This is a genomic window from Actinoplanes awajinensis subsp. mycoplanecinus (assembly GCF_001509495.1).
Classification (GTDB): Bacteria; Actinomycetota; Actinomycetes; order Mycobacteriales; family Micromonosporaceae; genus Actinoplanes; species Actinoplanes palleronii.
This window is the reverse complement of record NZ_LLZH01000331.1, coordinates 182,949-209,812: the sequence shown is the minus strand read 5'-3', so window position 1 is coordinate 209,812 and position 26,864 is coordinate 182,949. Positions and strand designations below refer to the sequence as shown.

General features: G+C 71.0%; 24 protein-coding genes and 1 pseudogene. 17 read left to right on the top strand and 8 right to left on the bottom strand.

Going from position 1 to position 26,864, the window contains the following annotated elements:
• The 4 genes from ADL15_RS46445 to ADL15_RS46430 form a co-directional block, all read left to right on the top strand.
• On the top strand, positions 1 to 190 hold a 190-nt coding region (locus ADL15_RS46445; protein WP_232344968.1), incomplete at its 5' end, for a hypothetical protein.
• 4 nt (positions 191 to 194) lie between these two features.
• Positions 195 to 1,064, top strand: a complete 870-nt coding sequence (locus ADL15_RS46440) for a branched-chain amino acid ABC transporter permease (protein WP_067706342.1) — start codon at positions 195 to 197, stop codon at positions 1,062 to 1,064.
• Positions 1,061 to 2,905, top strand: coding sequence for a branched-chain amino acid ABC transporter ATP-binding protein/permease (locus ADL15_RS46435; RefSeq protein ID WP_067706340.1), 1,845 nt, complete (start codon positions 1,061 to 1,063; stop codon positions 2,903 to 2,905). Before ADL15_RS46440 ends, ADL15_RS46435 begins: the two co-directional genes overlap by 4 nt.
• Positions 2,902 to 3,609: an ABC transporter ATP-binding protein gene (locus tag ADL15_RS46430; RefSeq protein WP_067706337.1), complete on the top strand. Its 708-nt coding sequence runs from the start codon at positions 2,902 to 2,904 to the stop codon at positions 3,607 to 3,609. The genes ADL15_RS46435 and ADL15_RS46430 overlap by 4 nt, the downstream gene beginning before the upstream one ends.
• On the opposite strand, the gene ADL15_RS46425 is transcribed toward ADL15_RS46430, so the two are convergent.
• Positions 3,594 to 5,501: a sugar phosphate isomerase/epimerase and 4-hydroxyphenylpyruvate domain-containing protein gene (locus ADL15_RS46425; RefSeq protein WP_067706334.1), complete on the bottom strand. Its 1,908-nt coding sequence runs from the start codon at positions 5,499 to 5,501 to the stop codon at positions 3,594 to 3,596. The genes ADL15_RS46430 and ADL15_RS46425 overlap by 16 nt on opposite strands.
• Positions 5,502 to 5,573: 72 nt before the next feature.
• On the opposite strand from ADL15_RS46425, the gene ADL15_RS46420 reads away from it, so the two are divergent.
• The 5 genes from ADL15_RS46420 (at position 5,574) to ADL15_RS46400 (ending at position 11,348) form a co-directional block, all read left to right on the top strand.
• Positions 5,574 to 6,206, top strand: coding sequence for a TetR/AcrR family transcriptional regulator (locus tag ADL15_RS46420; RefSeq protein ID WP_067706331.1), 633 nt, complete (start codon positions 5,574 to 5,576; stop codon positions 6,204 to 6,206).
• Between the two features lie 99 nt (positions 6,207 to 6,305).
• On the top strand, positions 6,306 to 7,937 hold the full coding sequence (locus ADL15_RS46415) for a methyl-accepting chemotaxis protein (protein WP_067706328.1): 1,632 nt from the start codon (positions 6,306 to 6,308) through the stop codon (positions 7,935 to 7,937).
• Between the two features lie 63 nt (positions 7,938 to 8,000).
• The gene (locus ADL15_RS46410) at positions 8,001 to 9,131 is read left to right on the top strand and encodes a glutamate--cysteine ligase (RefSeq protein WP_067706325.1); all 1,131 of its coding nucleotides are present in this window, start codon (positions 8,001 to 8,003) and stop codon (positions 9,129 to 9,131) included.
• Entirely contained in the window at positions 9,128 to 10,432 is a 1,305-nt protein-coding gene (locus ADL15_RS46405; RefSeq protein ID WP_394326997.1) for a M20/M25/M40 family metallo-hydrolase, read from the top strand. The genes ADL15_RS46410 and ADL15_RS46405 overlap by 4 nt, the downstream gene beginning before the upstream one ends.
• 121 nt (positions 10,433 to 10,553) lie before the next feature.
• Positions 10,554 to 11,348 carry a SigB/SigF/SigG family RNA polymerase sigma factor gene (locus ADL15_RS46400; protein WP_067706319.1) on the top strand — a complete coding sequence of 265 codons (795 nt, stop codon included), beginning with the start codon at positions 10,554 to 10,556 and terminating at the stop codon, positions 11,346 to 11,348.
• A gap of 74 nt (positions 11,349 to 11,422) precedes the next feature.
• Here the strand turns inward: ADL15_RS46400 and ADL15_RS46395 are convergent, their stop codons facing one another.
• The 4 genes from ADL15_RS46395 to ADL15_RS46380 all read right to left on the bottom strand — a co-directional run bounded on the left by ADL15_RS46395 (position 11,423) and on the right by ADL15_RS46380 (position 14,957).
• Positions 11,423 to 11,848, bottom strand: coding sequence for a DUF3618 domain-containing protein (locus ADL15_RS46395; protein WP_067706317.1), 426 nt, complete (start codon positions 11,846 to 11,848; stop codon positions 11,423 to 11,425).
• Complete coding sequence (locus ADL15_RS46390) at positions 11,845 to 12,261, bottom strand: phage holin family protein (protein WP_067706314.1); 417 nt, start codon at positions 12,259 to 12,261, stop codon at positions 11,845 to 11,847. Before ADL15_RS46390 ends, ADL15_RS46395 begins: the two co-directional genes overlap by 4 nt.
• Positions 12,262 to 12,366: 105 nt before the next feature.
• A complete protein-coding gene (locus ADL15_RS46385) occupies positions 12,367 to 13,284 on the bottom strand; it encodes a YihY/virulence factor BrkB family protein (RefSeq protein ID WP_067706312.1) in 918 nt (305 codons plus the stop codon).
• 185 nt (positions 13,285 to 13,469) lie between these two features.
• A complete protein-coding gene (locus ADL15_RS46380; protein ID WP_067706309.1) occupies positions 13,470 to 14,957 on the bottom strand; it encodes a DUF1996 domain-containing protein in 1,488 nt (495 codons plus the stop codon).
• Between the two features lie 213 nt (positions 14,958 to 15,170).
• Between ADL15_RS46380 and ADL15_RS46375 the strand changes: the two genes are divergently transcribed.
• From ADL15_RS46375 to ADL15_RS52320, 6 genes and pseudogenes are all read left to right on the top strand, one after another.
• Positions 15,171 to 15,644, top strand: coding sequence for a GNAT family N-acetyltransferase (locus ADL15_RS46375; protein ID WP_067706305.1), 474 nt, complete (start codon positions 15,171 to 15,173; stop codon positions 15,642 to 15,644).
• 221 nt (positions 15,645 to 15,865) lie between these two features.
• Positions 15,866 to 16,225 carry a recombinase family protein gene (locus ADL15_RS46370; protein ID WP_067706302.1) on the top strand — a complete coding sequence of 120 codons (360 nt, stop codon included), beginning with the start codon at positions 15,866 to 15,868 and terminating at the stop codon, positions 16,223 to 16,225.
• Positions 16,226 to 16,493: 268 nt separating this feature from the next.
• A complete protein-coding gene (locus tag ADL15_RS46365; RefSeq protein WP_157442025.1) occupies positions 16,494 to 16,865 on the top strand; it encodes an STAS domain-containing protein in 372 nt (123 codons plus the stop codon).
• A gap of 171 nt (positions 16,866 to 17,036) precedes the next feature.
• Positions 17,037 to 19,130 carry a glycosyltransferase gene (locus ADL15_RS46360; RefSeq protein ID WP_198171302.1) on the top strand — a complete coding sequence of 698 codons (2,094 nt, stop codon included), beginning with the start codon at positions 17,037 to 17,039 and terminating at the stop codon, positions 19,128 to 19,130.
• Positions 19,127 to 20,464, top strand: coding sequence for a nucleotide disphospho-sugar-binding domain-containing protein (locus tag ADL15_RS46355; RefSeq protein WP_067706293.1), 1,338 nt, complete (start codon positions 19,127 to 19,129; stop codon positions 20,462 to 20,464). The genes ADL15_RS46360 and ADL15_RS46355 overlap by 4 nt, the downstream gene beginning before the upstream one ends.
• Positions 20,418 to 20,555 (top strand): annotated as a pseudogene (locus ADL15_RS52320) (transposase family protein); the annotation flags it as partial. The gene ADL15_RS46355 and the pseudogene ADL15_RS52320, both read left to right, overlap by 47 nt.
• A 338-nt stretch (positions 20,556 to 20,893) precedes the next feature.
• On the opposite strand, the gene ADL15_RS46350 reads toward ADL15_RS52320, so the two are convergent.
• Both ADL15_RS46350 and ADL15_RS46345 read right to left on the bottom strand, forming a co-directional pair.
• Positions 20,894 to 23,206, bottom strand: coding sequence for an FtsX-like permease family protein (locus tag ADL15_RS46350; RefSeq protein WP_067706290.1), 2,313 nt, complete (start codon positions 23,204 to 23,206; stop codon positions 20,894 to 20,896).
• A complete protein-coding gene (locus tag ADL15_RS46345; protein ID WP_067706287.1) occupies positions 23,203 to 23,883 on the bottom strand; it encodes an ABC transporter ATP-binding protein in 681 nt (226 codons plus the stop codon). The genes ADL15_RS46350 and ADL15_RS46345 overlap by 4 nt, the downstream gene beginning before the upstream one ends.
• Positions 23,884 to 24,009: 126 nt before the next feature.
• On the opposite strand from ADL15_RS46345, the gene ADL15_RS46340 reads away from it, so the two are divergent.
• Positions 24,010 to 25,308: a sensor histidine kinase gene (locus tag ADL15_RS46340; protein WP_232344966.1), complete on the top strand. Its 1,299-nt coding sequence runs from the start codon at positions 24,010 to 24,012 to the stop codon at positions 25,306 to 25,308.
• Positions 25,305 to 26,015: a response regulator gene (locus tag ADL15_RS46335; protein WP_067706284.1), complete on the top strand. Its 711-nt coding sequence runs from the start codon at positions 25,305 to 25,307 to the stop codon at positions 26,013 to 26,015. Before ADL15_RS46340 ends, ADL15_RS46335 begins: the two co-directional genes overlap by 4 nt.
• Here the strand turns inward: ADL15_RS46335 and ADL15_RS46330 are convergent.
• Positions 26,012 to 26,806 carry a thioesterase family protein gene (locus tag ADL15_RS46330; protein WP_198171301.1) on the bottom strand — a complete coding sequence of 265 codons (795 nt, stop codon included), beginning with the start codon at positions 26,804 to 26,806 and terminating at the stop codon, positions 26,012 to 26,014. The genes ADL15_RS46335 and ADL15_RS46330 overlap by 4 nt on opposite strands.
• Positions 26,807 to 26,864: the final 58 nt, after the last annotated feature.

Here is a 26,864-nt window from a genome sequence, read left to right as displayed (position 1 = left end):
CACGCAGATCATGCTCACCGCCCTGAAGACCAGCAACGTGGCCACCGGCAAGGCACTCGCCGACGCGATCCGGGCCACCAAGTACCAGGGCCTGCTCGGCTCGTTCGCCTTCGACCAGACCGGGGTCGGTATCTTCGCCACCTCGATCGGCACCATCAAGGGCGGCAAACTCGTCGCCGCCGCGGGCTGAGCGCATGCAGGTCTTCCTTCAGACCATCATCGGCGGGGTCAGCCTGGGTGCCGTCTACGCCCTCGTCGCGCTAGGCTTTTCGCTGGTCTACCGGACCATGGGCCTGGTCAACTTCGCCCACGGCAACGTGGTGACCGTCGGCGCCTATCTGGCCTCGACGCTGTATCTCACAAGTGAATTGCCGTTCGCGCTCGCGATGCCGATCGCCATCGTGCTGACCGGGGCGATCGGCCTGGTCATCGAGCGGGTGCTGCGCCCGCTGGAGAACCGCGATTTCGACTTGATGCTGATCGGCACGATCGGCTTCGGCATCGTGCTGGACGCCCTGGTGATCGCGATCTGGGGCGCCACCGGCCGGGCGGTGCCCTCACCGGTGCCGTCGCCGCCGCTGGACGTGTTCGGCCTGCGCATCCGCACCTACGACCTGGTCGTGCTCGCCATCGCGGCGGCCGCGACGATCCTGCTGGTGCTGTTCCTGTCCCGCACCAAACGCGGCGCCGCGATGCAGGCCGTGGCCATGGACCACGAGGCCGCCACCGCGGTCGGCATCCACGTGGGACGCTCCAACGCGATCGCCTTCATGATCGGTGGCGGGCTCGCGGCGCTGGCCGGCGGCCTGGTCGGGCCGCTGCTCTACGTCAGCCCGGCGCTCGGCGGCGCGCTCGGCATCAAGGGGTTCGCCGCGGCGATCCTCGGCGGGTTCGGCAGCATCCCGGGCGCGATCGTCGGCGGGCTGGCGATCGGCATCCTCGACGCGTTCACCGCCGGGCACTTCCAGGGCTATTCCGAGCTGGTCACGTTCGTCGTCTTCACCGTGATCATCATGATCCGCCCCACCGGCGTCTTCGGCGAGCGGACGGTGAACCGGGCATGAGCACTCCACCGGCCGCGGCGCCGCGCACGACCGGCGCACCGCGCATGAGGACCCGCATCGCCATCCTGGCCGCCGCCGCAGTCGCCGCCTGGCTGCTGCCCTACGGCCTGGACTCCTACGCCATCCACGTCGTCGACGTCATCCTGATCTTCGCGATCCTCGCGGTCGGGCTCGGCCTGGCCATGGGCATCGCCGGGCAGGTCAACCTCGCGCAGGTCGCGTTCTTCGGCGTCGGCGCGTATGCCACCGCGATCCTCACCACCCGCGCCGGCCTGGGCTTCTGGGTCTCCGCCGTGCTCGCCGTGCTGGCCACCATGGCGATCGGCCTGGTGGTCGGCACGCCGGCGCTGCGCGTCCAGTCGCACTATCTCGGCATCGTCACGCTCGGGCTGGCGCTCGCGTTCACCAGCTGGGTGACCAACGCCGAGATCAGCGGCGGCGCCGAAGGGTTACCCGGGATTCCGGTTCCGACGCTCCCCGGCATCGACCTGACCAGCGAATACCTCTACTACTACCTGGAGCTGTTCGCGTTTGTCGTCGCACTGGGCTTCGGCGAGTTCATCGTCCGGACCAGCCTCGGCCGCCGGATGCGGGCCATGCGCGACGACGCCCTCGCCGCCGGAGCGCTCGGCGCCGAGGTCCCGATCCTGCGGATGACCGCGTTCCTGCTGGCCAGCGTGTATGGCGGGGTCGCCGGGGTGCTCTACGCGGGGCTGATCCAATATGTGGCGCCGGAGTCGTTCAGCATCGCCACCATGTTCCTGCTGCTCGCCATGGTGATCATCGGGGGCCGGCAGAGCCTGGTCGGCTGCGTGGTCGGCGCGGTCAGCCTGGCCCTGGTCCGCGAAGCACTTGTCGATCACCCGACGATCGCCCAGATCGCGTACGGATCGGTGGTGGTCCTGGTCGTGGTGTTCGCCCCGACCGGCCTGGCCGGCCTGCCCAGCCGGATCAGGGATGCGGTGGCCCGGAGGCGGGGCCGGCGCGGCGTTCCCGCGCGCATGAAACCCTTTGTTCCGTACGAGATGAGCGCCGCCGCGGACCCGGACGCCCCGGCGATCCTGCGCGTGCAGGGGGTGACCAAACAGTTCCGCGGGCTCAAAGCGCTCGACGACGTCTCCCTCGACGTGCCGGCCGGCGAGATCCGTGGCGTGGTCGGCCCGAACGGCTCCGGCAAGACCACGCTGTTCAACGTGATCAGCGGGCTCTACCGGCCGACGAGTGGCCGGGTCGAGTTCCGCGGCCGGGACATGACCGCGCACGCGCCCTACCGGCTGGCGCGGGCCGGGATGTCGCGCACGTTCCAGAATTTGCGGCTGTTCGGCGCGCTCACCGTGCAGGAGAACATCCTGGTCGCCATCGACCGCAGCCACACCGCGGAGAGCTGGCGGTATCTGTTGCGCCCGATCAGCGTGCTGCGCCGGGACCGGGACCTGCATCGGCGGGCCCGGGAGGTGATCGACCGGTTCGGGCTGAGCGAGTTCGCCGGGCTGGCGCCGGGCGCGCTGCCGTACGGCACCCAGCGACGGGTGGAGATCGCCCGGGCGGTGGCCGCCGCACCGGCGTTGCTGCTGCTCGACGAGCCGGCGGCCGGGCTCAACGGCGAGGAGGTCCGCCAGCTCAGCGAGATCGTCCGTTCGATCCGGGACAGCGGCGTCACCGTGATCGTCATCGAGCACAACATGGGCCTGGTGATGTCGCTGTGCGAGCGGGTCACCGTGCTGGCCGGCGGCCGGGTGATCGCCGAGGGCACCCCGGCGCAGGTGGCCCGGACACCGGCGGTGATCGAGGCGTACCTCGGTGACTCGATGGGCGACCTACCGGAGGTGAGCGCGACGTGACGCTGGTGGTGGAGGGGTTGAGTGTCCATTATGGGGGCGTTTCCGCCGTACGAAATCTGGGTTTTGATGTTCCTGGCGGCGAAGCCGTCGGGGTGATCGGCGCGAACGGCGCCGGGAAGACCTCGACCCTCAAGGCGATCATGGGGTTGGTGCCGCGTCAGGTCGCCTCGCTGCGCTTCGGTGACATCGATTTGAGTACGGTCGCGGCGCGGAACATGGTGCGGCACGGTATCGGCTACGTCCCCGAGGGCCGGCACGTCTTCGCCGGACTCCCCGTCGAGAAGAACCTGCTGCTCGGGGCATACGCGCGCGCGTGGAACGCGGCGACGCGCACCACCCTGGCCGAGGTGTACGAGCTGTTCCCGGTGCTCGGCGAGATGCGCGGGCGGCTGGCCGGGGCGCTCTCCGGCGGGCAGCAGCAGATGCTGGCGATCGGCCGGGCGCTGATGTCCCGGCCGAAGCTGCTGCTGCTCGACGAGCCGTCGATGGGGCTGTCGCCGAAACTCGTCGAGGATATTCTCGCGGTGCTGTTGCGGCTGCGCGGCGAAGGAATGAGCCTGCTGCTCGTCGAGCAGAACGCGAAGCTGACCTTCGAGGCCACCAGCCGCTGCCTCGTGGTGGAGAACGGTGAGGTCGCGATGACCGGCACGTCCGCGCAGCTGCGCCACGACCCGCGGGTGCGGAAGATCTATCTCGGACTATGAGCGTGCAGGCGCTGCTCGCGGTGGGCGGCCATCCGGACCGGGTCGTTGACGAAGCCGTAACCGCGGTAACCGCCGACCCGCTGGACGATCTCGAGGAAGATCCGGCCGCCGATCACGGGGGTGAACAGTTGCAGGTAGTGGCCGTGGGCGTCCTCGTCGTACATGGCGCCGAGGTCGCGGATCCGGGTGCGCAAGGGCGGGTCCAGGGTGAGCCGGGCGTCCAGGTCGTCGTAGTAGTTGCCGGGGATGGCGAGCAGCGGCACACCGGCGCTGCGCAGGGCGGACGCGGTCCGGGGCAGGTCGTCGGTGGCCAGGGTGAGGTGCTGCGGGTGGCGGACGGCGGGTGCCCAGTCGCCGCGGCGCAGGACCGGGACGCTCAGGGTGATCCTTACCCGGCGCTCCGGGTCGCGGATCGCGAGGGTGCGGATCAGCCCGAACGGGGCGGCGAACTCGCTCGCCTCGTCGCCGATCAGGCCCAGGACGGTGCGGTAGAAGAGCGCGGCCTCGTCGTAACGGTCGAACGGCTGCGCCAGGGAGAGGTGATCGATCGCGGTCACGCCGGTGGTGGGCGCGGGGGTCTCGCCGGTCGGCAGGAAATCGTCGAGCCAGCCGTGCTGACCGAGCGGTGTGGTGCGGGTTGCGGCGGTCGGCGCGGAATCGCCGAGCGGTGTGGTGCGGGTTTCGGCGGCCGGCAAGGAGGGCGGTGCGGTGCGGCAGAAGAAGATCTCGGTGCCATCCGGGGCGGCGATCGCGGTGAGGTCGGCTTCGCTCTGCCGGCGGCGGCGGGGCAGCGGTGCGGCGAGCAGGTGGGCGGCGCGGCGGGCGGCAGCTTCCGGATCGGTGCTCTCCAAGGCGAACGCGTGGATCGCGGACTCGTGGACGCCGGAGTTCAGCAGGATGCGCGCGGTGTTCTGCTCCCAGAGCTGGACCGGTTTGGAGCGGTGCTGGCCGGTGTGGGTGAAGCCGAGCGCGGTGAGCAGGGTTTCGAGCTGGGGACCGGTGTCGGTGTCGTCACCGACACCGAGCTCGGCGAACGCGATGCCGGTGCTCACTGCGTTTCCGAGGGCGGCCTCTCCAGGGGTGTCGACCGCGTCCTGCAGGGCGATCAGGGAGCGCCGGGCGTCGACCGCGGTCCGGTGCGGGTCGGCCTGGCGGAAGACGTCGTTGAACACCTCCAACGACAGCGGCCCGGCATACCCCGAGGCCAGCACGGTGCGGGTGAACCCGGCCAGGTCGAGCCCGCCCTGCAGCGGGAACAGCCGGTGGTGCCGGCTCCACTGCAGCACGTCCATGTCGAGCCGGGGCGCGTCGGCGAGCTGGACGAAGAAGATCCGGTCGCCGGGCAGGTCGGCGATGCCGGCGAACCGGTCGGTGCGCGACAGCACGTGGAAGCTGTCCAGGCACAGGCCGAGGGCCGGGTGGTCGGCGCGGCGCACCAGGTCCCAGGAGTGTTCCCAGGTGGAGACGTGCCGGCCCCAGGCCAGGGCTTCGTAGGCGATCCGGATGCCGTGCCCGGCGGCCAGCTCGGCGAGCTGGCGCAACTGGTCGGCGGCCAGGTCGTCGTCGGCGATCGTGTCCGGGGCGACCGACGAGCAGATCAGCAGGGTGCCGGCGCCGAGCCGGTCCATCAGCTCCAGCTTGGCCCGCAGGCGGCGGCGGGTCGCGGCGAACCGCTGCGGGGGAGCGCCCTCGGCGTCGCGGAACGGCTGGTAGAGGCTGATGGTCAGGCCGAGCCCGGCGATGTGGTCGCGGATCTGCTCGGGGGAACGGGGCGAGGCGATCAGGTCCGCCTCGAAGATCTCGACGGTGTCGAACCCGGCGGCCGCGGCGGCGTTCAGCCGGTCCTCGAGCGTGCCCGAGAGGCAGACGGTCGCGATGCCGGTCCGGGCCATGGCCCCTCCCATGTCTGTACGAACTAGTACGTACACTGTAGGCCGTCCGGATGCGCGGCGGGGAGGGCGGAAATGAACGATCGCACGCGGGATCCCGAGCGCACCCGCGCCGAGATCATCGAGGTGGCCACCCGCGAGTTCGCCGACCAGGGCTATGCCGGGTCCCGGGTCGACGAGATCGCGTCCAAGACCCGCACCACCAAGCGAATGATCTATTACTACTTCGGTGGCAAGGAAGGGTTGTTCCTGGCGGTGCTGGAGCAGGCGTACCGGCACATCCGCTCGCTCGAGCAGCAGCTCGACGTCGACCACCTGGAACCGGTCGAGGCGCTGCGCCAGCTCGCCGGGCTGACCTTCGACCACCACGAGTCGCACCAGGACTTCGTCCGGCTGGTCGCGATCGAGAACATCCACTACGCCGAGCACCTGCAGCGTTCCGAGTCCCGCGAGGTGCTCGCCGCACCGGCCCTGGACGTGCTCACCCGGATCATGGAACGCGGCCGCGCCGCCGGGCTGTTCCGTGACGACCTGGACGCCCTCGACGTTCACATGATCATCAGCGCGTTCTGCGTCTTCCGCGGCGCCAACCGTTACACGTTCCGCGCCATCTTCGACCGCGACCTGCTCGACCCCGCCCTGCGCGACCACCTCCGCCAGATGATCGGTGACCTGGTCGTCGCCCATGTGACCGCAGGCCGATCCTGAGCTGTTCGCCGCTTGTCGCTAACGAACTGCGCGAAACGACCGAAATTCTCGATGGGGAGGGGTTCGAGTCATCCGCAGTCCGTGATCGAAAGGCTCAGCATGGAGCAATCGCCCGCCACTGCCAAGCAGCTGGGCACTGGCCCGCTCGGCTGGTTCGGCGACCTCGGTGTCGGCCTCAAGATCACCTTGGCGCTGGTGGTCGCGCTGGTGGCCGGCGCTGCCGTCGCTGGGGTCGGGCTGGCCGCGCTGAGCAGTCTGAACACCAGCGCAACCACCATCTACCAGGAGAATCTGCAACCGGCGCAGGCGCTGGCAGTCGCACAGGGTCAGTTCGACGACCAGTTGCTGGCGCTGAGTCAGTCCGCCAATGCGACGAGCGCCGCCGATGCGCAGATCGACCTCAAGAACGCCGCGGCCACGGGCGAGGCCGTCACCCTAGCTGTCGAGTCCTATGCGGCGCTGGGGGTGGACGACGCACAGCGCCCGCCCCTGCAGGCGATCAAGGAGGGTCTCGGTGCGCTGGCCGAGATGCACCAGACTCTCGCCGCTTTCATCACGGCGGCCGACAGCAACGGTTTCAACCAGGCATACGACACCCAGGCCGAACCGATCGTCGACAAGATAAACGCCGGGTTCGACGCGCTCAACGCGTTCGAGAGCGAGCAGGCGGCGCAGGCTGCGGCGGACGGCACCAGCACCTTCCGGAGTGGGCGGGTGACGATGCTGGCCACGCTGGGTACCGGCTTCCTTCTCGCCGGCCTGCTCGGCTGGACCACCGTCCGGCGCATCACCCGGCCGCTGCGCGAGGTCAACCTGACCCTCACCCAGGTCGCCGCCGGCGACTTGACCGGGACCGTCCGGATCCATGCCCGCGACGAGGTCGGCAGCATGGCGATCGCGCTCAACGGGGCCACCGGCACCATGCGCAGCACCGTGCAGGCGCTGGGCGACGCGGCGAACTCGCTGGCCGCGGCCGCCGAACAGCTGTCGGCCACCAACGGTCAGATCGCGGTCAGCGCACAGCAGTCCAGCGCCCGGGCCGGTAGCGTCGCCGCGGCCGCCGAGCAGATCCGGCGCAACATCGACGCGGTGTCGGCCGGGTCCGACGAGATGGGCGCTGCCATCCGGGAGATCTCCAAGAACGCGAACGAAGCGGTCGTGGTCGCCGCCCAGGCGGTGTCCGTCGCCGAGGCCACGAACCGGACCGTCGCGCAGCTCGGCTCCTCCTCGGCCGAGATCGGCAACGTGATCCAGCTGATCACCGCGATCGCGGGCCAGACCAACCTGCTCGCGCTGAACGCCACCATCGAGGCGGCCCGCGCCGGTGAATCCGGAAAGGGCTTCGCCGTGGTGGCCAGCGAGGTCAAGGACCTGGCCCAGGAGACCGCCCGGGCCACCGGCGACATCCAGCTGCGGGTCACCACGATTCAGACCGATACCAGCACCGCGATCACGGCGATCGGCGAGATCGGCGAGATCATCGCTCGGATCAGCGACTACCAGACGACGATCGCCGCCGCCGTGGAGGAGCAGACCGCCACCACCGGGGAGATGAACCGCAGCGTCAGCGAGGCCGCCGGCGGGGTCAGCGAGGTGGCTGACGGGATCGATTCGCTCGCCACCGCGACCAGGATGACCACGGAGAACGTCAGCGATTCACGGCGGGCCTCGGAGGAACTGGCCCGGATGTCCGGCGAATTGCAGACCTTGGTCGGCACCTTCCGGGTGTGACGATCCGGTCGGCGCCGAGCCCGAAGCCGCGGTGTGGAAACGAACTGTTCGTAGAGTTGCCCCATGGGAATCGACTTCGCCCCATCGGACAGATCGCGTCTAGGGATCGAATGGGAAATCGCCTGTGTCGATCGGCGCAGCGGTGAGCTGGCTCCGGCGGCGCCGGGTCTGCTCGCCGCGCTGGGGCCGGTCGACGGTTTTCCGCATGTGACAAACGAGCTGCTCACCAACACCGTGGAGATCGTCAGCGCGCCGCACCATCGGGTGCGGGACGCCGTCGCGGATCTCACCCGGCTGGTCGAGCGGGTGAGCACGATCGCCGAGCCGCGCGGTGTCGATCTGCTGTCGGCGGGGACGCACCCGTTCAGTCAGTGGTTCCAGCAGCAGGTGACTCCGGAGAAGCCGCGGTACGCGACGCTGATCGACCGGACCCGCTGGTGGGGGCGGCAGATGATGATCTGGGGAGTGCACGTGCACGTGGCGGTCGAGGACCGTCGCAAGGTGTTGCCGATCATCGATGGGCTGCTCACCTACCTGCCGCACTTCCAGGCGCTCAGCGCGTCCAGCCCGTTCTGGGCCGGGGAGAACACCGGGTACGCCTCGAACCGGGCGCTGATGTTCCAGCAGCTGCCGACGGCCGGACTGCCGCCGCAGTTCACCGAGTGGTCGCAGTACGAGGCGATGGTCGACGACCTGACGCACACCGGGGTGATCGAGGAGCTCAACGAGCTGCGCTGGGACATCCGGCCCGCGCCGAAGTGGGGGACGATCGAGATCCGGACCTTCGACGGGATCTCCAGCGCGTGGGAGATCGCCGCGCTGGCCGCGTTGAGCCAGTGCCTGGTCGAATACTTCTCCCGCGAGCTGGACGCCGGCCGGGAGGTGCCCCGGCTGCAACCGTGGTTCATCCGGGAGAACAAGTGGCGCACCGCCCGGTACGGGATGGACGCGATCATCATCCAGAACGCGGCCGGCGACGAACGGCTCGTCACCAAGGATCTCGAGGAGCTGCTGCCGACGCTCGAACCGATCGCCGGGGCGCTCGGCTGCACCGTGCAGCTGGAGAGCCTGCTCGACATCGTCGACCGCGGCGCGAGCTACCAGCGGCAGCTACGGGTCGCCGCGGACAACGGCGGCAGCCTCAAAGCCGTGGTGTCCTCGCTGGTCCGCGAGCTGCGCGAGGAATGCGGGTGATCGACCCGGCCGACGAGGTGGTGCGGTTCGCCAGCGAGCTGATCGCGATCGACACCACGAACGCCAGCGACAACGGCGGGCCGGGCACCGAGCGCCCGGCCGCCGAGTACGTGGCGGAGAAGCTCACCGAGGTGGGTTACGACGTCACGTACGTGGAGTCCGGGGCGCGGGGCCGGGGCAACGTGATCGCCCGGTTGCCCGGCGCCGACGCGGGGCGCGGCGCGCTGCTGGTGCACGGCCACCTGGACGTGGTGCCGGCCGACGCCGCCGAATGGTCCGTGCACCCGTTCTCCGGCGAAATTCGTGACGGGTACGTGTGGGGACGCGGTGCGGTCGACATGAAGGGCACGCTCGCGATGACCCTGGCGGTGGCCCGCGGGCTCCGACGCGAGGGCGTGGTGCCACCCCGGGACCTGATTTTCGCGTACGTCGCGGACGAGGAGGCCGGCGGCTTCACCGGCGCGCGCTGGCTCGTCGACCACCGCCCCGAACTGTTCGAGGGCGCGACCGAGGCGATCAGCGAGGTGGGCGGGTTCTCGGTCACGGTCGGCGACGGCGCCCGGGCCTACCTGGTGGAGACGGCCGAGAAGGGGGTGATGTGGCTGCGTCTGAAGGCCCGCGGGGTGGCCGGGCACGGCTCGCTGCTGCACACCGACAACGCCGTCGCGAAGCTGGCCGCCGCGATCACCCGCCTCGACCAGCACCGTTTCCCGCTGGTGCTCACCGGGCCGGTCCGTGACCTGCTCGCGGGGCTCGCCGAGATGACCGGGGTGCCGTTCGACCCGGACGACCCGGAGCCGGCGGTGGCCCGGCTCGGGCACCTGTCCCGGCTGGTCGGCGCGACCCTGCGGGACACCGCGGCGGTCACCATGTTCGAGGCCGGCTACAAGGGCAACGTGGTGCCGTCGACCGCGCGGGCCACCGTGGACGGGCGGATGCTGCCGGGGCGCGAGAAGGCGTTCGAGGCGGAACTCGCCGCGGTGCTCGGGCCGGACATCGAGCGCGAATGGGACAGTCTGCCGCCGGTCGAGACCACGTTCGACGGCGCGCTGGTCGACGCGATGGCGGCGGCGATCGGTGCGGAGGATCCGGGGGCGCGGCTGCTGCCGTACATGCTCTCGGCCGGGACCGATGCCAAGTCGTTCCAGGGGCTCGGGATCCGGCACTTCGGGTTTGCGCCGCTGCGGCTGCCGCCGGAGTTGGATTTCTCTTCACTGTTCCACGGGGTGGACGAACGGGTACCTGTGGAGGGGCTGCGGTTCGGCGTACGCGTCCTCGATCGACTGCTACGAAATTGTTGATCACACATCCACCGTTCCGGTGGTATGTATTGGACGTTCGGGTGGTTTGTGGTACCCGCGCGGGCGGGCATTACACCGCCGCACCACCTGACGTACTGGCAAGCTCGAGGAGTTCACTCATATGACCGCGATGGTTGACACCGCTACCCGCACGGAAGCCGCGACCAGCACCGATCGGGCCAGTGAGCTGATCAACGCGATGGCGGCGCTCCCCACCGAGCACCCGTCGCGCCCGCGCCTGCGGGACCGCGCGATCGAGGCCTGGTTGCCGCTCGCCCGGCACCTGTCCAGCCGGTACGCCAACCGCGGCGAGCCCCGCGACGACCTCTACCAGGTCGCCGTGGTCGGCCTGATCAAGGCGGTCGACCGGTTCGAGGCCGAGCGCGGTGTCGACTTCGCCGGCTTCGCGATCCCGACCATCGTCGGTGAGCTCAAGCGGCACTTCCGCGACAAGACCTGGTCGGTGCGGGTGCCGCGCCGCCTGCAGGAGCTGCGCCTGGCGATCACCGGCGCCAACAACGCGCTCAGCCACACGCTGGGCCGCTCGCCGACCGTCGCGGACATCGCCGAATACCTGAGCATCAGCGAGGACGAGGTCATCGAGGGCCTCGAGGGTGCCCGGGCCTACAACTCGACGAGCCTGTCCACCCCGATCACCGAGGGTGGCACCGAGCTGGGCGAGACGCTCGGCACCACGGACACCGGCTTCGAAGAGGCCGAGATGCGGATCGCGCTCGGCCCGGCGATGGCGTTCCTCGACGAGCGGGAGCAGAAGATCGTCAGCCTGCGGTTCTACGGCAACATGACGCAGTCGCAGATCGCCGACCAGATCGGTGTCTCGCAGATGCACGTGTCCCGGCTGCTGACCAAGGCACTCGGCAAGCTGCGCAACCACCTCGGTTCCGCCGCGATCTGATCACTTCATCAAGCTGGGGGCTGCGGATTTCGTCCGCAGCCCCCGCTTTGCGTGCGGTGACTACCGCGACGGACTCACGCGCGGCGGCGGACGACCCAGACGATCAGCGCGCCCAGCAGGGCCGTCGCGGCGACGGCGGCCGGTGCGACGGCCCGGCGTACCCGAGGGTCCTCGGCGGCCCGGACCCGCAGCGTCCTGGCCCGGCGCTGCATCGGAGCCACCGCGGCCTTGACGTCCTCGGACCGGCCGGCGAGTTTCTCCCGCGCCGTCCCGGCCGCCTCGGCGACCTTGGTAGCGGCCGTGCCGGCGGCTTCGGCGACCTTCGTGGTGGCGGCCGACAGCTGCTCCCGGCCGCGGTCGGTGGCGTCGGTGGCGGCCTGCTTCGCGCGGGCCTTCACGTCGGTCTTGGCGGCCAGGGCTTCGACTGTGGCGCCCAGGTCGGCGCGGGTCTGCTTGATCTCGGCGGTCAGGCGTTCCGGATCAGTCGACGGAGTGCTCACAGGTGGCGTCCTCTCTGGGCGGCGTTCTTGACGGTGCGCACGTCGGCCTGCACGCCGGCGACCGCGTCGGTCGGCATCGGCGGCACCGCGGCCTTCAGCTTGCTGCGGCCCAGCACGGCGGCCACCGCGGCGGCCGCGAAGACCACGACCATCACCACCAGGACGGCCAGCCACAACGGCCAGGCCAGATTCAGCAGTACGACGGCGAGCGTGAGCAGCAGCCCGAGGCCGAACCAGCCCAGCACGGCGGCCGCGCCGAACAGTCCGCCGCCGACCCCGGCGCGCTTGCCCTTTTCGGTCAGCTCGAGCTTGGCCAGGGTCAGCTCGTCCCGGACCAGCGTGGAAATCTGTGCGGCAGCCTGACTGACCAGATCGGCCGTCGATCCGCTGTTATGCGTAGCGTTTGTTGTCATCGGGTGCACCTCCTCGTTCCTGCGCTGCGAGATGCCCCTGCGGGCGATCGCCAAACGCCGGAACGGCCGCAGCGTGTCACCACGGCACGTACCATGTGCCGCCGATCACCCGAACCGGTGACCTGCGTCGTCGGGATCTTCGGCCTGCTCCGCCCGGTCATCGTCCGGCCCGGGGGAGTGCCCGGGGGAGTGGGCCGATTCCGGAACGGGCTCGGGATCCGGGTCCGCCGCGTCCGGCCGGCCGGACAGATCCCTGACCTCGCCGGTCGTGCTGGTCGCGGCCAGCGCCGTCGCGAACAACACCACCTGATTGATGATGTTGAGGGAGAACAGCAGCCCGACCGTCCCGGCCACCACCTGATACGTCGGGTTCGCCTCCACGTGCTGCACGAACACGTGGCCCACGGTCTTGAGCAGCTCCAACCCGCCCGCCACGATCAACGCCGGCACCGCGACCCGGCGCAGCGGCATCCGCAACCGTGGCAGCCCGGTCAGCACCGCCGTCGCGAGCAGCGCGTTCACCCCGATGCTGACCACGAACGCGACCGCGTCCAGCAGCCACCGGCTCTGCGCGGCGTTCACCGAGGTCGGCTCGATCAACTGGCCCGCCACCCAGACGGTCAGAAACGCCGTGCCGAGCGACGCGACCGCCAGTAGACCGAGACCGATCAGCACGAGCAGGTCGATCAGCAGCCGGTGGATCAGGGCGCCGGGGTACTCGGGCAGCTGCCACACCTTGCGGATCGAGGAGCGCATGGCGTCGATCCAGAACCAGCCGGTGATCGGCAGGCCGAGGAACGCGATCACCCCGATCGTGCCGCGGGCCACCCGGACCCGTTCCAGGTCGAGGCCGGGCAGGTTCTGCGCCAGGTAGCTCTGCAGCAGCTCCTGGACCGCCGGCCGGTCGAGGATGAACCCGAACGCGGCGAACGCCAGCAGCGCGCACGCGAACGTCGCGAAGAACGCGTAGTAGGTGACCGCGGCGGCGAGCCGGCCACCGTCGGCCTCGTCGTAGCGCACCACGGCCCGAGCCAGATGATCGAGCCAACTGTGGCGACTCCGGGCGCGCCCCCACGCCGTCGCACCCTGTCGCATCCTGTTTCCGACCGCCATGCCGCTCATCGTGCCTGCTGATCATCGAACGCGCGCGGTGGCCCCGCCACACGGCGAGACCACCCCCTATTTCGTACGAAATAAGCGCCCGGAAATCAGCCGCCGGTGAATGACGGAGTCGTACCGCACTTGGCGTGCGCGGTGATGCACACCTTGACCAGAGCGCTCAGCTTGGCCGGATCCCACGCGTTCATGAAATCGCCGTGGATCGACGACGCCATTCCGGACGAAAGGGCCAGGCCGTCACCGCCGAGCGAGTCGTAGTTGAGCATCAGCGACAGGCTCGGAATGGCGACCGGGTATGTGCCGGTGCACGCCCCGTTCGTCGACGGCCCCATGTGCGACTTGTGGTCGGGTGAGTCGATGTTCTTGCCGTCCCAGCAGTCCTCGAAGGTCAACTGGTAGATCAGGTTGCCGCCGGCCGCGCACTTCGGCCAGTTGCCGTCGGCGCTGCGCCCGATCTCCGCGCTGCCCGCGCACCAGAACTGGCTGTTCGCGCCCTTTGGCGTCGCCACCTGGCGCTTCGCGTCGCCGACGACCATCCGCAGGCCCGGCGGGAACGGCTTGACGGTCGCCGAGTCCTTGATCTTCGCGCCGTAGTACGCCCGGAAGTTCTTCATCTTCACCGGCGTGCCGTTGCGCAGCAGGGTCGGCGCCCAGTACGCGCTGTTGTCCCCGGCCGCGTTGCAGGTGGTCTTGCCGGCGAGCAGCTGCTCGTTCGTGCTGCTCGCGGTCACCTTCGGGCCGAAGAAGGTGTGCAGGTGCGACGCGCCCGGCATGTTCGGGAACACGATCGGGTCGTCGGGCGCCTCACCGGAGACGTCGCAGTCGGTGTGGAACTCGGGAACCATCGTGGTTCCGGCCGGGACCGCCTTCTTCGGCACGGCATCGAACAGCGCGAGCTCGGCCTTCCACGCGGCCGCGTCGACCGGGACGAACCCGCCGGTCGGAGCTGCCGTGGTAGGAGCGGCTGTGGTCGGCTTCGTCGTCGGCGTCTTGGTCGGTGCCGTGCTCGGAGCTTTGGTGGGCGTTGTCGTGGGCGCGGCGCTCGCGGACGGCGCGGTCCCGCCCAGCGTCAGGTAGTTGATGTTGACGAAGTCCGAGCGGGACGCGCTCTTCATGACCAGGACCAGGGTCTGCTTCCCGGCCGGCACGCTCGCCGCCGTGGCACTGACCGTCGTCCACTTCTGCCAGCCGCCGGTCGAGGCGACCGGGAACGTGGCCAGCAGCTTTCCGGCCGGGCTGCCGAGGTGGGCCTCGATCGCGCCGCCGTCGGTGTTCTGCGAGGCGATCCGGGCGGTCAGTGCGGAACCGGTGATGGACACGTCGCGGTACTCGAGCCAGTCGCCGTTCGTCAGCCAGCCGACGTTCTTGCCGCCGTCGGTGTCCGAGGTGCCCTCGGTCTGCGCACCGGACTGCGCGGAGTACTTCTCGGCCTGCAGCCGGCCCGGGACACTCACCTCGCCGGCGTCGGCGGTGGCGATGTAGATGCCGCTGGCACCGAGCGTCGCGACCACGGCCGCACCGAGAACCACCCGCGTCGTGCGGCGACGACGCCGCGGTTCCACCGAGTCAGTAGCCATGCTTATCCTTAATAAAAATGGCGTGAAGAGGTTGCGCGAGGAATTATGCATAACTCGCGGACGCGTTTCAACGCGAGAAGATAAAATTCATTTTCACCGTACGAGGTGACGCAGGTGGCCGCGTTTTCGCCATTCAATAACAGTTTTCCGCGACGAGTTGTCTTAAGTTTCCTTTAATTGGCGCGTCGCGCCGCCCGGGGTCAGAATAGCCCCATGATCTCGCTAACCGCCCGGACCGCCGCCGACGACCTGTACGAGGTGTACGCCAGCAACGCGACCTACTGGCGATACAGCGGCGATCTCGACCCGGACACCCTCGACCGGGCCACGGTCTCGGCGGTGCTGGACGCCCTGGGCCCGGGCGAGGAGTCCCTGGTCGCCCGGGACGACGCGGGCCGGCTCGTCGGCTACACGGAGATCCTGCGCCGGCACCCCACCGACGGCCTGCCCTGGATCGGCCTGCTGCTGATCGACGGCCGGTGGCACCGCCAGGGCCACGGCCGCGCGATCGCGCTGGCCGTCGAGGACCGGCTGCGCGCGGCCGGCCACCCCGCGGTCCGCCTCGGCGTCCTGACCAACAACCCGGAAGCGCAGTCCTTCTGGACCGCCCTCGGCTACCAGCAGATCGACCTACGCCCCGACCTGGCCAAAGGCCGCCCAACGCTGGTCCTGGAGAAGCCCCTCTGACCGATCCGCAACCCCCCACACGATCGTGGTGCGGACGTCGGGTGGGGTTTCGGATGCGGAGATTGACGCAAATCAATGTATATGCGACTTTATCCACATCGATTCTACTACTGTAGACGGTCAGAAGCGCTGTCGGAGCGAGCTAAATCAGCCGGTGTGCCGGAGTGGTCGGCGGGCGGGGTAGGCAGCAGTGTTCATCGCGGGTTTTGGCTGGTGGCGCGATGTCTGCCGGCCAGGGCGACGAATCAGTCGTCTTCAGTGCCATCGACCCGCGCTTCGACGACCGACTGATCACGATGCTCACCGAGGCGCAGGACTCAGGCCGAGTCCTGGTCACCTCAGCGCTGAGCCGCTACTCCCGCAACAGCGAGAAGCTGCACCGGATCCTGGAATTCCTCCTCGCGCACGGCGCGACCATCCTCACGACCAACTACCTGATCCGTACGACCGACGTCTGGGTGCGGCGAGGGACGCTCATCAAGCCCGACAGTCGGAAACCGTACGAAGGGATCGCCCAGACCCGCGGCCTCACCGGTACGCACCGGAAGATCGCGGAGACCCTCGCGCGCCGGCTGGCCTAGCCGGCCGCGAGCGAGGCTGCACTCAGCCGGCTGCGGTAGCTCGGGCGGGATCTGCCCGGCCTGTTGCGTACCGGCGGTCGCCTTGGCCGGCCCCGTCGATCGGGTGGGTGAGGTGTCCTTGGATTTCTGTGGTGCGTTACCGAGCGTGCATGTCCCGGCAGGTCTCGTCCCGCCACGACCGGGCGACCCCGCCTCGCCAAATGTTGCGTCGATTTCTGCGTCGATTTAGGTTGGGCGCTCGTCCCCAGCGAACCTCGAGGTGATCACGATGCGTCTTTCCGTCAAGAAACGTGCCGTATCCGCCCGCCGGCGCCGGATCGTCCGGATGACCGGCCCGCTTGCCGCCGGCACGTCGGCGGATCTCGAGCGTGTGCTGATTCCGGAGTCCCCCGGCGGTGAGGCCGAGGTCGAACTCGATCTCACTGGGGTCACCTTCATCAGCGCGGCGGTCGTAGCGGTGGTGTTCCACGCGCACTTCGTGTTGCGGCGCCGTGGCACGGCTCTGCGCGTCACCGGCTGCACCGGCCAGCCCCGGCGCCAGATGCTGGCCTGTGGGGCGTTCGAGCTGCTCGAGTCGAGTGACCGCGGTGACCGGCCCGGGGCCGAATCCCGGCCGGCCGCGTCGAGGTCCGCCGCATGACGTCGGCCGGTCGGCGGACGGAGACCGGCATGTCCGCCTCCACGGGCGCCGGACTGGTTCGAGAAGTGCGCCCGGCTCCGCGGATTGGTGTGCGGTGAAGCACTGTTCTGGTGGCGACTTCCTGCATCCATCGCGCGCCGCGAAGTCGAAAGCATGGTTATGCCGCCAACCGTGAGCTCTGTTCTGCACGAGGTACGCCACAGCGCGTCCCTGCTCGATGTCCTTCGTGACGAGCACAGTCTTGCCCACGAGGCCGCGCGCGGGCAGGCGCCGCCGGTGATGCGAGAGTTGGTCGCGGCGCTCGACGGAGCAGACGAACTGGCGGCTCTGTCCGCCGTGCACGGCATCGGGGTGGTCGTCGACGACGAGGCCGACGCCGTGCTCTCGCGGTTGTTGTCGCATCCGCGGGCTTTCCTGCGCGAACACGCGGCCTGGGTCCTGCGGTCCCGGCTGCCCCGGCTCGACGCCATCGACCGTCTGGTCCAGGTGGTCGCCGCGGGCGGGTTCTCCGGCATGCTCGCCCAGCGAACCCTGGAGAGCTGGGGCGGTCCGGCGGGCGACCACATCGCCGCCGACGTGCTGCGGGGCCTGGCCGAGGTGCGTGACCCGCAGGCCCGGGCCCGCCTCGTCGAGACCCTCGGCCTGACCGGCGCCGAGGCCGCCGACCAGGCTCTCAGCCGGATCGCTCTCGACCCGGCCGAGAGCCCGGCGGCTCGGGCCCGAGCCGTCGCCGCCCTCGGCGACCGGCGCGGTGAGGCCGGGATCAGGGTGGTCGAGTCCCTCTGGGCTGCTGACGGGGAGCTCGGGGCGGTGGTCCGGCTGGCCGCCACCGATCTGGGGATGCCGGCTGCGGACGCCCCGGACGACGATGAGCCCGGCCTGCGGATCGCCCAGCTGTTCCTGCATGCGGACATCGACCGGAAGCTGAGCCGGGCCGGGGCGGGCGACAACGGCGGGATCGCGACCCTGCTCGTTCGCCTCGGTGACGCGCTCGCGGCCCGGACCGGCGTGGGCAGGGTGTTGACCGTCTCCCGGGGCGCCCCGGAGCGAGCGTTGGCCGCGCTCACCGACCGGGAGCGGCACGTGCTGGCGACCGTGCCCATGCCGGGACCGGCCGTGAACGCGGTCGACGCCTGGCCGGCCCGGGTCGCCGTCCGGCGTGGCCTGCGTCGTCTGCTGCGCGCCCACCGGGTGGAGGTCCTCCACTTGCGGATGGCCGAGGTCGGCAGCCTGGCCGCCGCCGAGGTGGCCGCGGAGATGGGCATCCGGGTCGTGTTTACGCTGGCTCCCGACCCGCACGCGACCATCGCCGCCCTGGAACGCACGGGCGGGCTGCGCCGCGACAACTTCGGCGTGATCGACGAACGCGAGCACTACTGGTTCAGGGCCCGGCTGGTGCAACGGCTGGCGGCCGAGGCCGACCACGTCGTCCTCTTCCCCCGTCCGGATCTGGCCGATGACCTTCGGGCGCTTGTCGGCATCGAGATCGGCGACCCGGCCGGCCGGTACAGCGTCGTCGCGGAAGGCATCGACCTGAAGGTCAGCGCGGCGGCTGCCGCCGAGCTGTCGGATCCGGCCGGCTCGCTCGCCCTGACCGAACTGAACGCGCTGGTGGCAACGCTGCCGGCGGAACGCCACGGTCTGCCCCTGGCGATGAGCGTCGGCCGGCTGCACCGGGTCAAAGGCATGGCCACCCTGGTCCAGGCGTGGGCCGGGGAGCCCGCGTTGCGCGAGCGGTGCAACCTGCTGATCGTCGGCGGAGATCTGGCGGATCCGTCGCCGGACGAACGCGAGCAACTCGATCTCATCGCCGGGGTGCTGCGCGAGCACCCGGAGGCCGCGGCCGGGCTGCTGATGCCCGGCCACCGGCCCAACGACACGGTCGCCCGCTGGCTCGCCGCGGCTCACACCGGCATCGAACCACCGATCGCCTCCGGTGGCGTCTATGTGTGCGCCAGCCTGAAGGAGGAGTTCGGCCTCGCCCTGCTGGAGGCGATGGCCGCCGGTCTGGTGGTGGTCGGGCCGGACGCCGGTGGTCCGGCCACCTACATCGAGCACGGCGTCACCGGCATACTCGCCCGGACCGGTTACCCGGACGACCTGGCCGCCGCCTTCGTGGCCGCCCTCGACCTGGCCTCCCGGCCCGCGTCGTCGCGGGTCGGCCGGGCCCGCGACCGGATCAGCGACGGCCTGACCGTGGAATCCATGGCGGGTAACCTGGTCGGCGTCTACACGTCCGTGACTGACCCGGAGTCCCGCTCATGACCCTGCTGGTAATCAGTCCGGACTACGCCTCCCACCTGCTGCCGCTGGCCACCCTCGCGACCGCGTGGCAGTCGGCCGGCGAACGGGTGGTGGTGGCGACCGGCCCGGCGACCGCGGGGCTGGTCGAGTCGTTCGGCTTCGAGCGCAGCGACCTTCCGCTCGGCCGAGGGTCCAACCCGGGCGTGATCCGGGCCGAGCAGCAGCCGGCCGGCGAGGACGACGCGCTGCGGGGGTTCTTCGCCGCGACCTACCGCGGGATGGTCGAGACGTTGCGCTTCCAGGCTGAGGCGCGCCGTAACGACCTGCTCTGGGAGCCGGTCGACCGGGCACGAGCGGTGCTGAAGGTGATCGAACAGGTCCAGCCGGACCAGATCGTCGTCGACCATCTCGCTTTCAGTGCCCGGCTCGCCCTGGCCGCGGCGGCCATCCCGTACGTGGACGTCGTGCTCGGCCATCCGTCCGCCCTGCCGGTCGGTGACGAGGTCTACGGCTACCCGACGGCCTGGCCCGCCGCGTTCCGTCCCGCCGGCGACGAGCTCGCCGCGCTGCACCGGATGTGCCGCACCGTACGGGACGAGTTCACCGCGGAGTGGAACACCGCGCTGCACGCCCTCGCCCCGTCCGCCGCACCTACGACCGACGCGTTCACCGAGCACGGTGACCTGGTGCTCTACAACTATCCCGCCGCCCTGCACAACCCGGGCCGCGCGGATCTGCCGGTGCCGCATGCCTTTCTCGGCTCGGCCGTCCGCGACGAAACAGCCTCGGCGGACCTCCGGACGTGGCTGGACTCCAGCGATCAACCGTTCGCCTACGTCAGTTTCGGCAGCTTCCTGTCCGCCCGGGCGGACGTGCTGAGCACGGTCATCACGGCTCTGCGGAGTACCGGCCTGCGGGTGGCACTGGCAAGCGGTTCGGCCCAAGGCCTGCCACCGGTCCCGGACGACTGGCTCGTGCGTCCCTACCTGCCGCAGGCGGCGCTGCTGGCCCGCGCGTCGCTCGCGGTGACGCACGCGGGCAACAACAGCGTCACCGAGGCCCTCACCGCCGGTGTGCCGATGCTTGCGCTCCCGTTCTCCACCGACCAGTTCGCGGGTGCCGCGGCGATCGAGAGCGCCGGGGTCGGCGTCGTGCTGGACCCGAACGCGGCGACGGCGCGCGACCTCGCCTCCGCAGTACGGGAGGCACTCGACTGCGCCCCGGCCGCGCGCGCGATCGGGACGCAGCTGCGGCGTACCCCGGGCCGTGAGCGTGCCTATGCCCTGGCCCATGACCACCTGCCCAGACTCGGGCAAACACAAGCGGCACGGCGTGAACGTGCAGCTCATAGCTGACGCGGCCGGCCGGCTGATCTGGGCTTCGGCCGCGTTGCCCGGCCGCACCCATGATCTGAGTGCCGCCCGCCAGCTCGGCATCATCGACGCACCTCGAAACGGCGACCACCCAAGCCGGATGCTTTTGCCCTGTGCAGCAGCAGCCGGAGTGGCCGGACTATCCGCACGGCATTAGTACGTGCCGTGCTCTTCGGGGCTGGATGCGATCGAGGCGGCTGGACCTCGGCCTCGTTGAATACGGGGCTGAGGTCGCCGGGCGGTGGCTATATGTCGAACTCGCCGTCGCGGGCGCCGCCGAGGGAAGCTTGCCACTCGGCGGCGCTCTAGGCGATCACTTCGGCGTTGGGCGTTGGCTGTGTCGGACCGCGACGTAGCCAGGGGTGTCGGGTAGCTGGATGGCGTCCGAAAGCCCCACGCCCGGGGACCGGGCTACTCGGTGCGTAGGGCGGTGGCTGTTCGGGTTCGGGCGGCCCAGCCGGCCGGTAGCAGCGCGCCGAGCAGGGCCACGGCCGGGCCGCCCAGGGCCAGGGCGGCCAGCAAGGCCGGGCCGTAGACGTCGAGCAGGGACGCAGGTAGGTGCAGGCCGCCGCTGGCCGCCATGGACGGGACCACCAGGCGTTGCATCGTGATTCCCAGGGGCACTCCTAGCAGGCCGCCGACCAGGCCGACGCCGGCTACCGAGGCGATGACCATGGCGATGGTCTGTTTCGGGGTCATGCCGAGGGCTTTGTGGATGCCGAGGTCGTGTACCCGGTCGCGGAGGTCCAGGACGAGCATGTTGAGGACGCCCAGCGCGGCTACCGCGAGCAGCAGCAGTGTCAGGGTGGCGGTCAGGCCCTGTATGAGCAGGAGCATCGGGTCGACGTCGGCGCCGGTGGGCCGGGCGGTCAGGGCCTGTGCGGTGAGTGCGGCGGTCAGCTTCTCGGCGTAGGCGCCGGCGTCGGTGCCGTCGGTCAGCGCGATCGGGAACTCGGCAGGCTGCAGGCTGGGGACCGTGGCGGTGCTGGTGAACACGCTGGGACTGGACTCGAAGACTTCGCCGACGATGTGCAGGCTGATTGTCGTACCGTCGTCGGATCTGACCGTGAGGGAATCGCCGACCCGGATGCCGGCCGCCTTCAGCAACGGTGCGCTCGCCACCGTCTCGCCGGGCGCGGTGAACCAGCGGCCGGAGACCATCTCGAAGCCGGCCCAGGACGCGTCGCCGGTGAACGCGGTGAGCCGGACCGGATCCGCGATGCCGACCACCGTGACCGGCGCCTCGGCGACACCGTAGGCAGCCCGGGTGCCCTCCTGCGCCGCGATCGCCGCGAGTACAGCCGCGCTGTCAAAAGCCGGCGCAGAGCCGCCCGGTGCGCCGCCACCCGGCGGGCCGCCGGCCGAACGAGACACCGTCACATCCGCGGTGTTCTGATCCAGAGCGGTCTCGATCCGCACCAACGACGTCCCGAGCCCACTCGCGAACGTCACCGCCGCGGCGCCGGCCGCCACGGCGAGCAGGATCGCGGCGGTGCGTACCGGGCGGGCGAGCGGACGGGCCAGCCCGAGCCCGATCGGCCGCGGCACCGGCAGCCGTGCCGCCAGCCGGGACGCCCAGCGCCCCCGCACCGGACCGGAGGCGCGGCCGACCGCGATCGCGTCCACGGTGCGCAGCCGACCGGCCCGCAGCGCCGCCGCCCACCCGGTCGCCGCCACCACGGCGAGCACCCCGCCGGCCGCCAGCAGCGTCACCCACCAGTCGATCGTGGTGTTCGCCGAGCCGTAGAGCTCCTCGGTTTCGGCCAGCACCGGCAGCGCGATCAGGTTGCCGACCACCGCACCGGCCAGGGCGCCGATGGACGCCGGGATCAGCGCCTGCGCGACGTAGGCCCGGACGATCCCGCCCGGCGTGCAGCCGAGCGCCTTGAGGATGCCGATCCGGCGGGTCGCCGCACCGACCGTCCCGGCGATCACGGTGCCCACCACCAGGACCGCCATCACGATGCCGAGCAGCGCGAACGCGACGAGGAACGGTACGAACACGGCCGCGTCCTCGACGGCGTCCTGCCGGACGTCGAGCCAGGAGCGGGCACTGACCACCGCGCCGGCCGGCAGCGTCGCGGCAACAGCGTCACGGCCCGCGGAGACCTGGGCCGGATCGGTCAAGCGGTAGAGCATCTGCAGCCCGTGCGTGACACCCGGCTCGTCGAGAGTGGCGACCGCGGACGGCGCGATCCAGCCGCCGGCCGTGTCGCTGACCGAGCGGGCCGTGCCGACCACGGTCAGTTTCGTGCCGCCGGCCGTGGTGACCGTGTGGCCGGGCGGCAGCCTGACCATCCCGCCGCCCATCACCAGCTCGCCCGGCCCGGTCGCCCAGCGGCCGCCGATCAGCTCGACCCGGTCGACGGCACCGCCCGGATCGGCCCGGGCCACCAGGGTCAGCGGCGGCAACCGCAACCCCTGCGACCCGGTGCCCATCGGGACCACCAGCAGCGGATACGGACCGGCCGCGTCGGACACGCCGGAGGCCGACGCCGACGCGGTGAGCTGCGCGGCCGTCACGTGCGCCGGGTCGGCCTGCACGGTCAGGTGCGGGCCGCGCTGGGCGGCGAAGGCGTCGTCGAACGGTGCCTCGGACGCCACCAGCAGCCCGGCGCCGAGCACCGACGCGGTCACCGCGGCCGCCGCGACCAGCGCGATCACCACGGTCTGCACCCGGCGGCGGCGCACCCCCGACCGGATCACCCGGTTCAGCCCGCTCATGCCGGCACTCCGGCCTCGACGCGGCCGTCGCGCACGCTGATCGTCCGGGTCGCGCACGCCTCGGCCAGCCGCAGGTCGTGGGTGACCAGCACGATCGTCTGCCCGCCGGCGTGCAGGTCGTTGAGCAGGTAGCGGACGTCCTCGCCGGACGCGGTGTCCAGCGCGCCGGTCGGTTCGTCGGCCAGCAGCAGCGCCGGGCGGTTGACCAGGGCGCGGGCCACCGCGACCCGCTGCCGCTCACCGCCGGAGAGCCGGCCCGGGTAGGCGCCGGCGTGCCGGGCGATGCCGAGCGTGTCCAGCAGCCGGGCCGCGTGCTCGCGCGACGCCTTGTCCCGGGCACCGGCCAGCTGGGCCGGCAGCAGCACGTTCTCCAGCACGGTCAGATCATCGAGCAGGTTGAAGAACTGAAAGATCAAGCCCACATGGGTACGACGGAAGCGCGCCGACGCCGCCTCGCCGAGCGTATCCACCCGGGTGCCGGCCACCGTGACCGTCCCGGAGTCCGGCCGGTCCAGCCCGGCGATCAGGTTGAGTAGTGTCGACTTGCCACTGCCGGACGGGCCGAGCACGGCCACGCACTCGCCCGGAGCCACCGACAGTGACACGTCGTCCAGGGCGGGCGGCCCCTCGTCGTAGCGGCGGGAAACTCCACGCAGGTCGATCACGGAATCGGTCATGGCCGGGACGCTATGGCCGTTCCCGGGTGGGGCGCGTCGGCCGGGCGGGGCATTGGTCGTACCGTGAGAAGTGGAACTTGAAACGACGTCATCCTTGCGATGTACGCGGTCTGCACACCACGGCCGATGCTGGTTCTCGCCGCCGGAGGCGAGAATGTGGCGATGTGGAGCTTCCGGCCGGAAGGGCCGCTGCCGAGACCGGGGTGGCGGGCGCTGCTGCTCGACGGCGCGCTGGCGCTGGTGCTCGGGTTCGTCTGTTTCCAGAGTGCGATCGACGACGCCGGGCTGCCGCGGCCGACCATGCCGTTGCCGCGGCCGGGGGTCAGGCCGCCGGTTCCGGTGCCGCTGCATGACCTCACGCCGGTGCAACCGGGCTCCGCGCTCGGGGCGTTGCTGCTGGTCTTCGTGATGTGCGCGCCGCTGGTGCTGCGGCGCAGGTATCCGCTCGCGGTGCTCTGGGCGACGATGGGCGCGGCGTCGCTGGTGCTGGTCACCAGCGGGGCCGAGCAGCCGAACCTGTATCCGTGCGTGGTGCTGGCCTGCCTGGTCGCGGTGTACAGCGCGTTCGCGCACAGCCCCTACCGGCTGCCGGTGCTGGTCACCGTCCCGGTGGCCGCGCTGCTGGTCACGGTCCTGCGCGGGTGGATGCTGATCTCGGTGCCCGCGGCTTACCTGCCGTTCGTGCTGCTGTCGCCGGTGGTCGCGGCGGCGGGTGGCTACCACGTGTGGCGGCGCCGGATCGGTGAGGACCGCCAGCGGCTCGACCTGGAAGCCCGCGCCCAGCAGCAGGCGCTGCACGACGCGGTCGCCGCCGAACGGGCCCGGATCGCCCGGGAACTGCACGACGTGGTCACCCACCACGTGAGCGTCATGGTGATCCAGGCCGGTGCGGCGCGCTCGGTGCTCGCCGCCGAACCGGACCTGGCCCGCGAGGCGCTGCTCAGCGTGGAGTCGACCGGGCGGGCCGCGCTGACCGAGCTGCGGCACGTGATGGGCCTGCTGTCCGAACCGGAACCGGACAGTCCGGAGGCGCCGCAGCCGGGCCTGGACGGGCTGCCCGAGCTGGTCGGCCGGATGCACGAGGCCGGCGTGCCGGTGCGGCTGACCGTGGCCGGCGAGCACCGTTCGGTGGCCTCCGGGATCGGGCTGACCGCGTACCGGGTGGTGCAGGAGGCGCTGACCAATATGGTGCGGCACGCGCCGGGGGCGGCCGCCACGGTGGTGGTCGAGTACGGCGCGGAGACGTTGCGGATCGAGATCCGGAACACCGAGGCCGGGGAGCCGGCGGTCAGCGCGCCGACCGGCGGGCGGGGGCTGATCGGGTTGCGGGAGCGGCTGGCCGTCTACGGTGGAACCCTGCACGCCGGGGCGCGTCCCGGCGCCGGCTACCGGGTCGAGGCCCGGATCCCCCTGGAGGCGGTGTGACGGTACGGGTGGTGGTCGCCGACGATCAGGCGCTGGTCCGTACCGGGTTCCGGATGATCCTCACCGCCGGGGGAGTGGACGTGGTGGCCGAGGCCGCGAACGGCGCCGAGGCGGTCGACGCGGTACGCCGGACCCGCCCCGATGTGGTGCTGATGGACGTACGCATGCCGGAACTTGACGGTCTTGAGGCCACCCGCCGCATCCTGACCGGCGGACCTGGCGCCCCGCGGATCATCATCCTGACTACTTTTGATCTGGACCGGTACGTCTACGCCGCGCTCGCCGCCGGCGCCAGCGGCTTCCTGCTCAAGGACGTCACCCCGGAGCACCTGGTCGCCGCGGTCGGCATCGTGCGCGACGGCGACGCGCTGCTCGCCCCGTCGATCACCCGGCGGCTGGTGCAGCGGTTCGCGAACCGGGACCCGGAGACCGCGTCGATGCACCGGGACCTGGCGGCGCTGACCCCGCGGGAGCTGGAAGTGTTGCGGCTGCTGGCCCGGGGGTTGAGCAACGCGGAGCTGGCCGCGACGCTGCAGCTCGCCGAGGCGACGGTGAAGACGCACGTGGCCCGGATCCTGGGCAAGCTCGGGCTGCGGGATCGGGTGCAGGCGGTGGTGGTCGCCTATGAGACCGGCCTGGTCAGCCCGGGGTCCTCCTCTTCGTCCTCTTCGTCCTCTTCGTCGTCTTCGTCGTTGGAGGAGTTTTAGCCGCGCGGCGCCACCAGCAGGGGTTGGGCGATCCGGCACAGCAGACCCTTGTCGTCCGAAATTGATCCCTGCGCGATGCCGGTGCCGTCCGGGCCGATCGTGCTGGCGGCCTCCAGGAACAGCCACTCGGCGTCCGGCTCGCGCTGCACGGTGACGGTCAGCGTCGGCGGGATGAACAGCCACTCGCTCATCGGCATCTCGCCGGACAGCCCGTTGGCGGAGTCCGCGATGAGCATCAGCCGCTGGGTGCCACTGGTCGGCTCGGCCTCGACCAGCGGGATCTTCGCCCGGGCCCAGACCTTGGCCGGGCCGAGCGTGTCGAAGTCACCCGTCGTGAACCGCCAGTCGATCGCGTGCCCGTATCCCCAGTCCTCGTCGACGCCGTCGAAGAACCTGGCCGGAGTCGGTGCCGGCACCGGCGGCGGGAGCACCGCCGGCGTCGCCACGTGCGCGGTGGTGCCGGGCTGCCGGCGGATGCGCCAGGCGCTCGCCCGGACCGCGAGCTTGTCGTTGGCCCAGAGCTCGGCCTCGACCAGCTCGACCCGCTTGCCGGGACGCACGATCCGAGCCTCGGTGCGGATCCGGCCCTGCGGGATGCCGCCGAGGAAGTCCACGGTCATCCGGGCGATCGGCATGGCGTCGACCGGCTCGCAGTATTCGATGGCGCGGGCCAGCAGCGCGGCCGGTGGTCCGCCGTGCTGCAGCGCGGAGTCCCAGGGGCTGGCGGTCGCCGGGGTCGAGGTGAACTCGGTGTCGCTCACCGGCAGGTAGAACGCGGGATGGTCGGACACGGAACTCCGATCGTGGTCGTCGGTACGCGGACAGCGTGGCATGCCGGGGCGGCCGGGC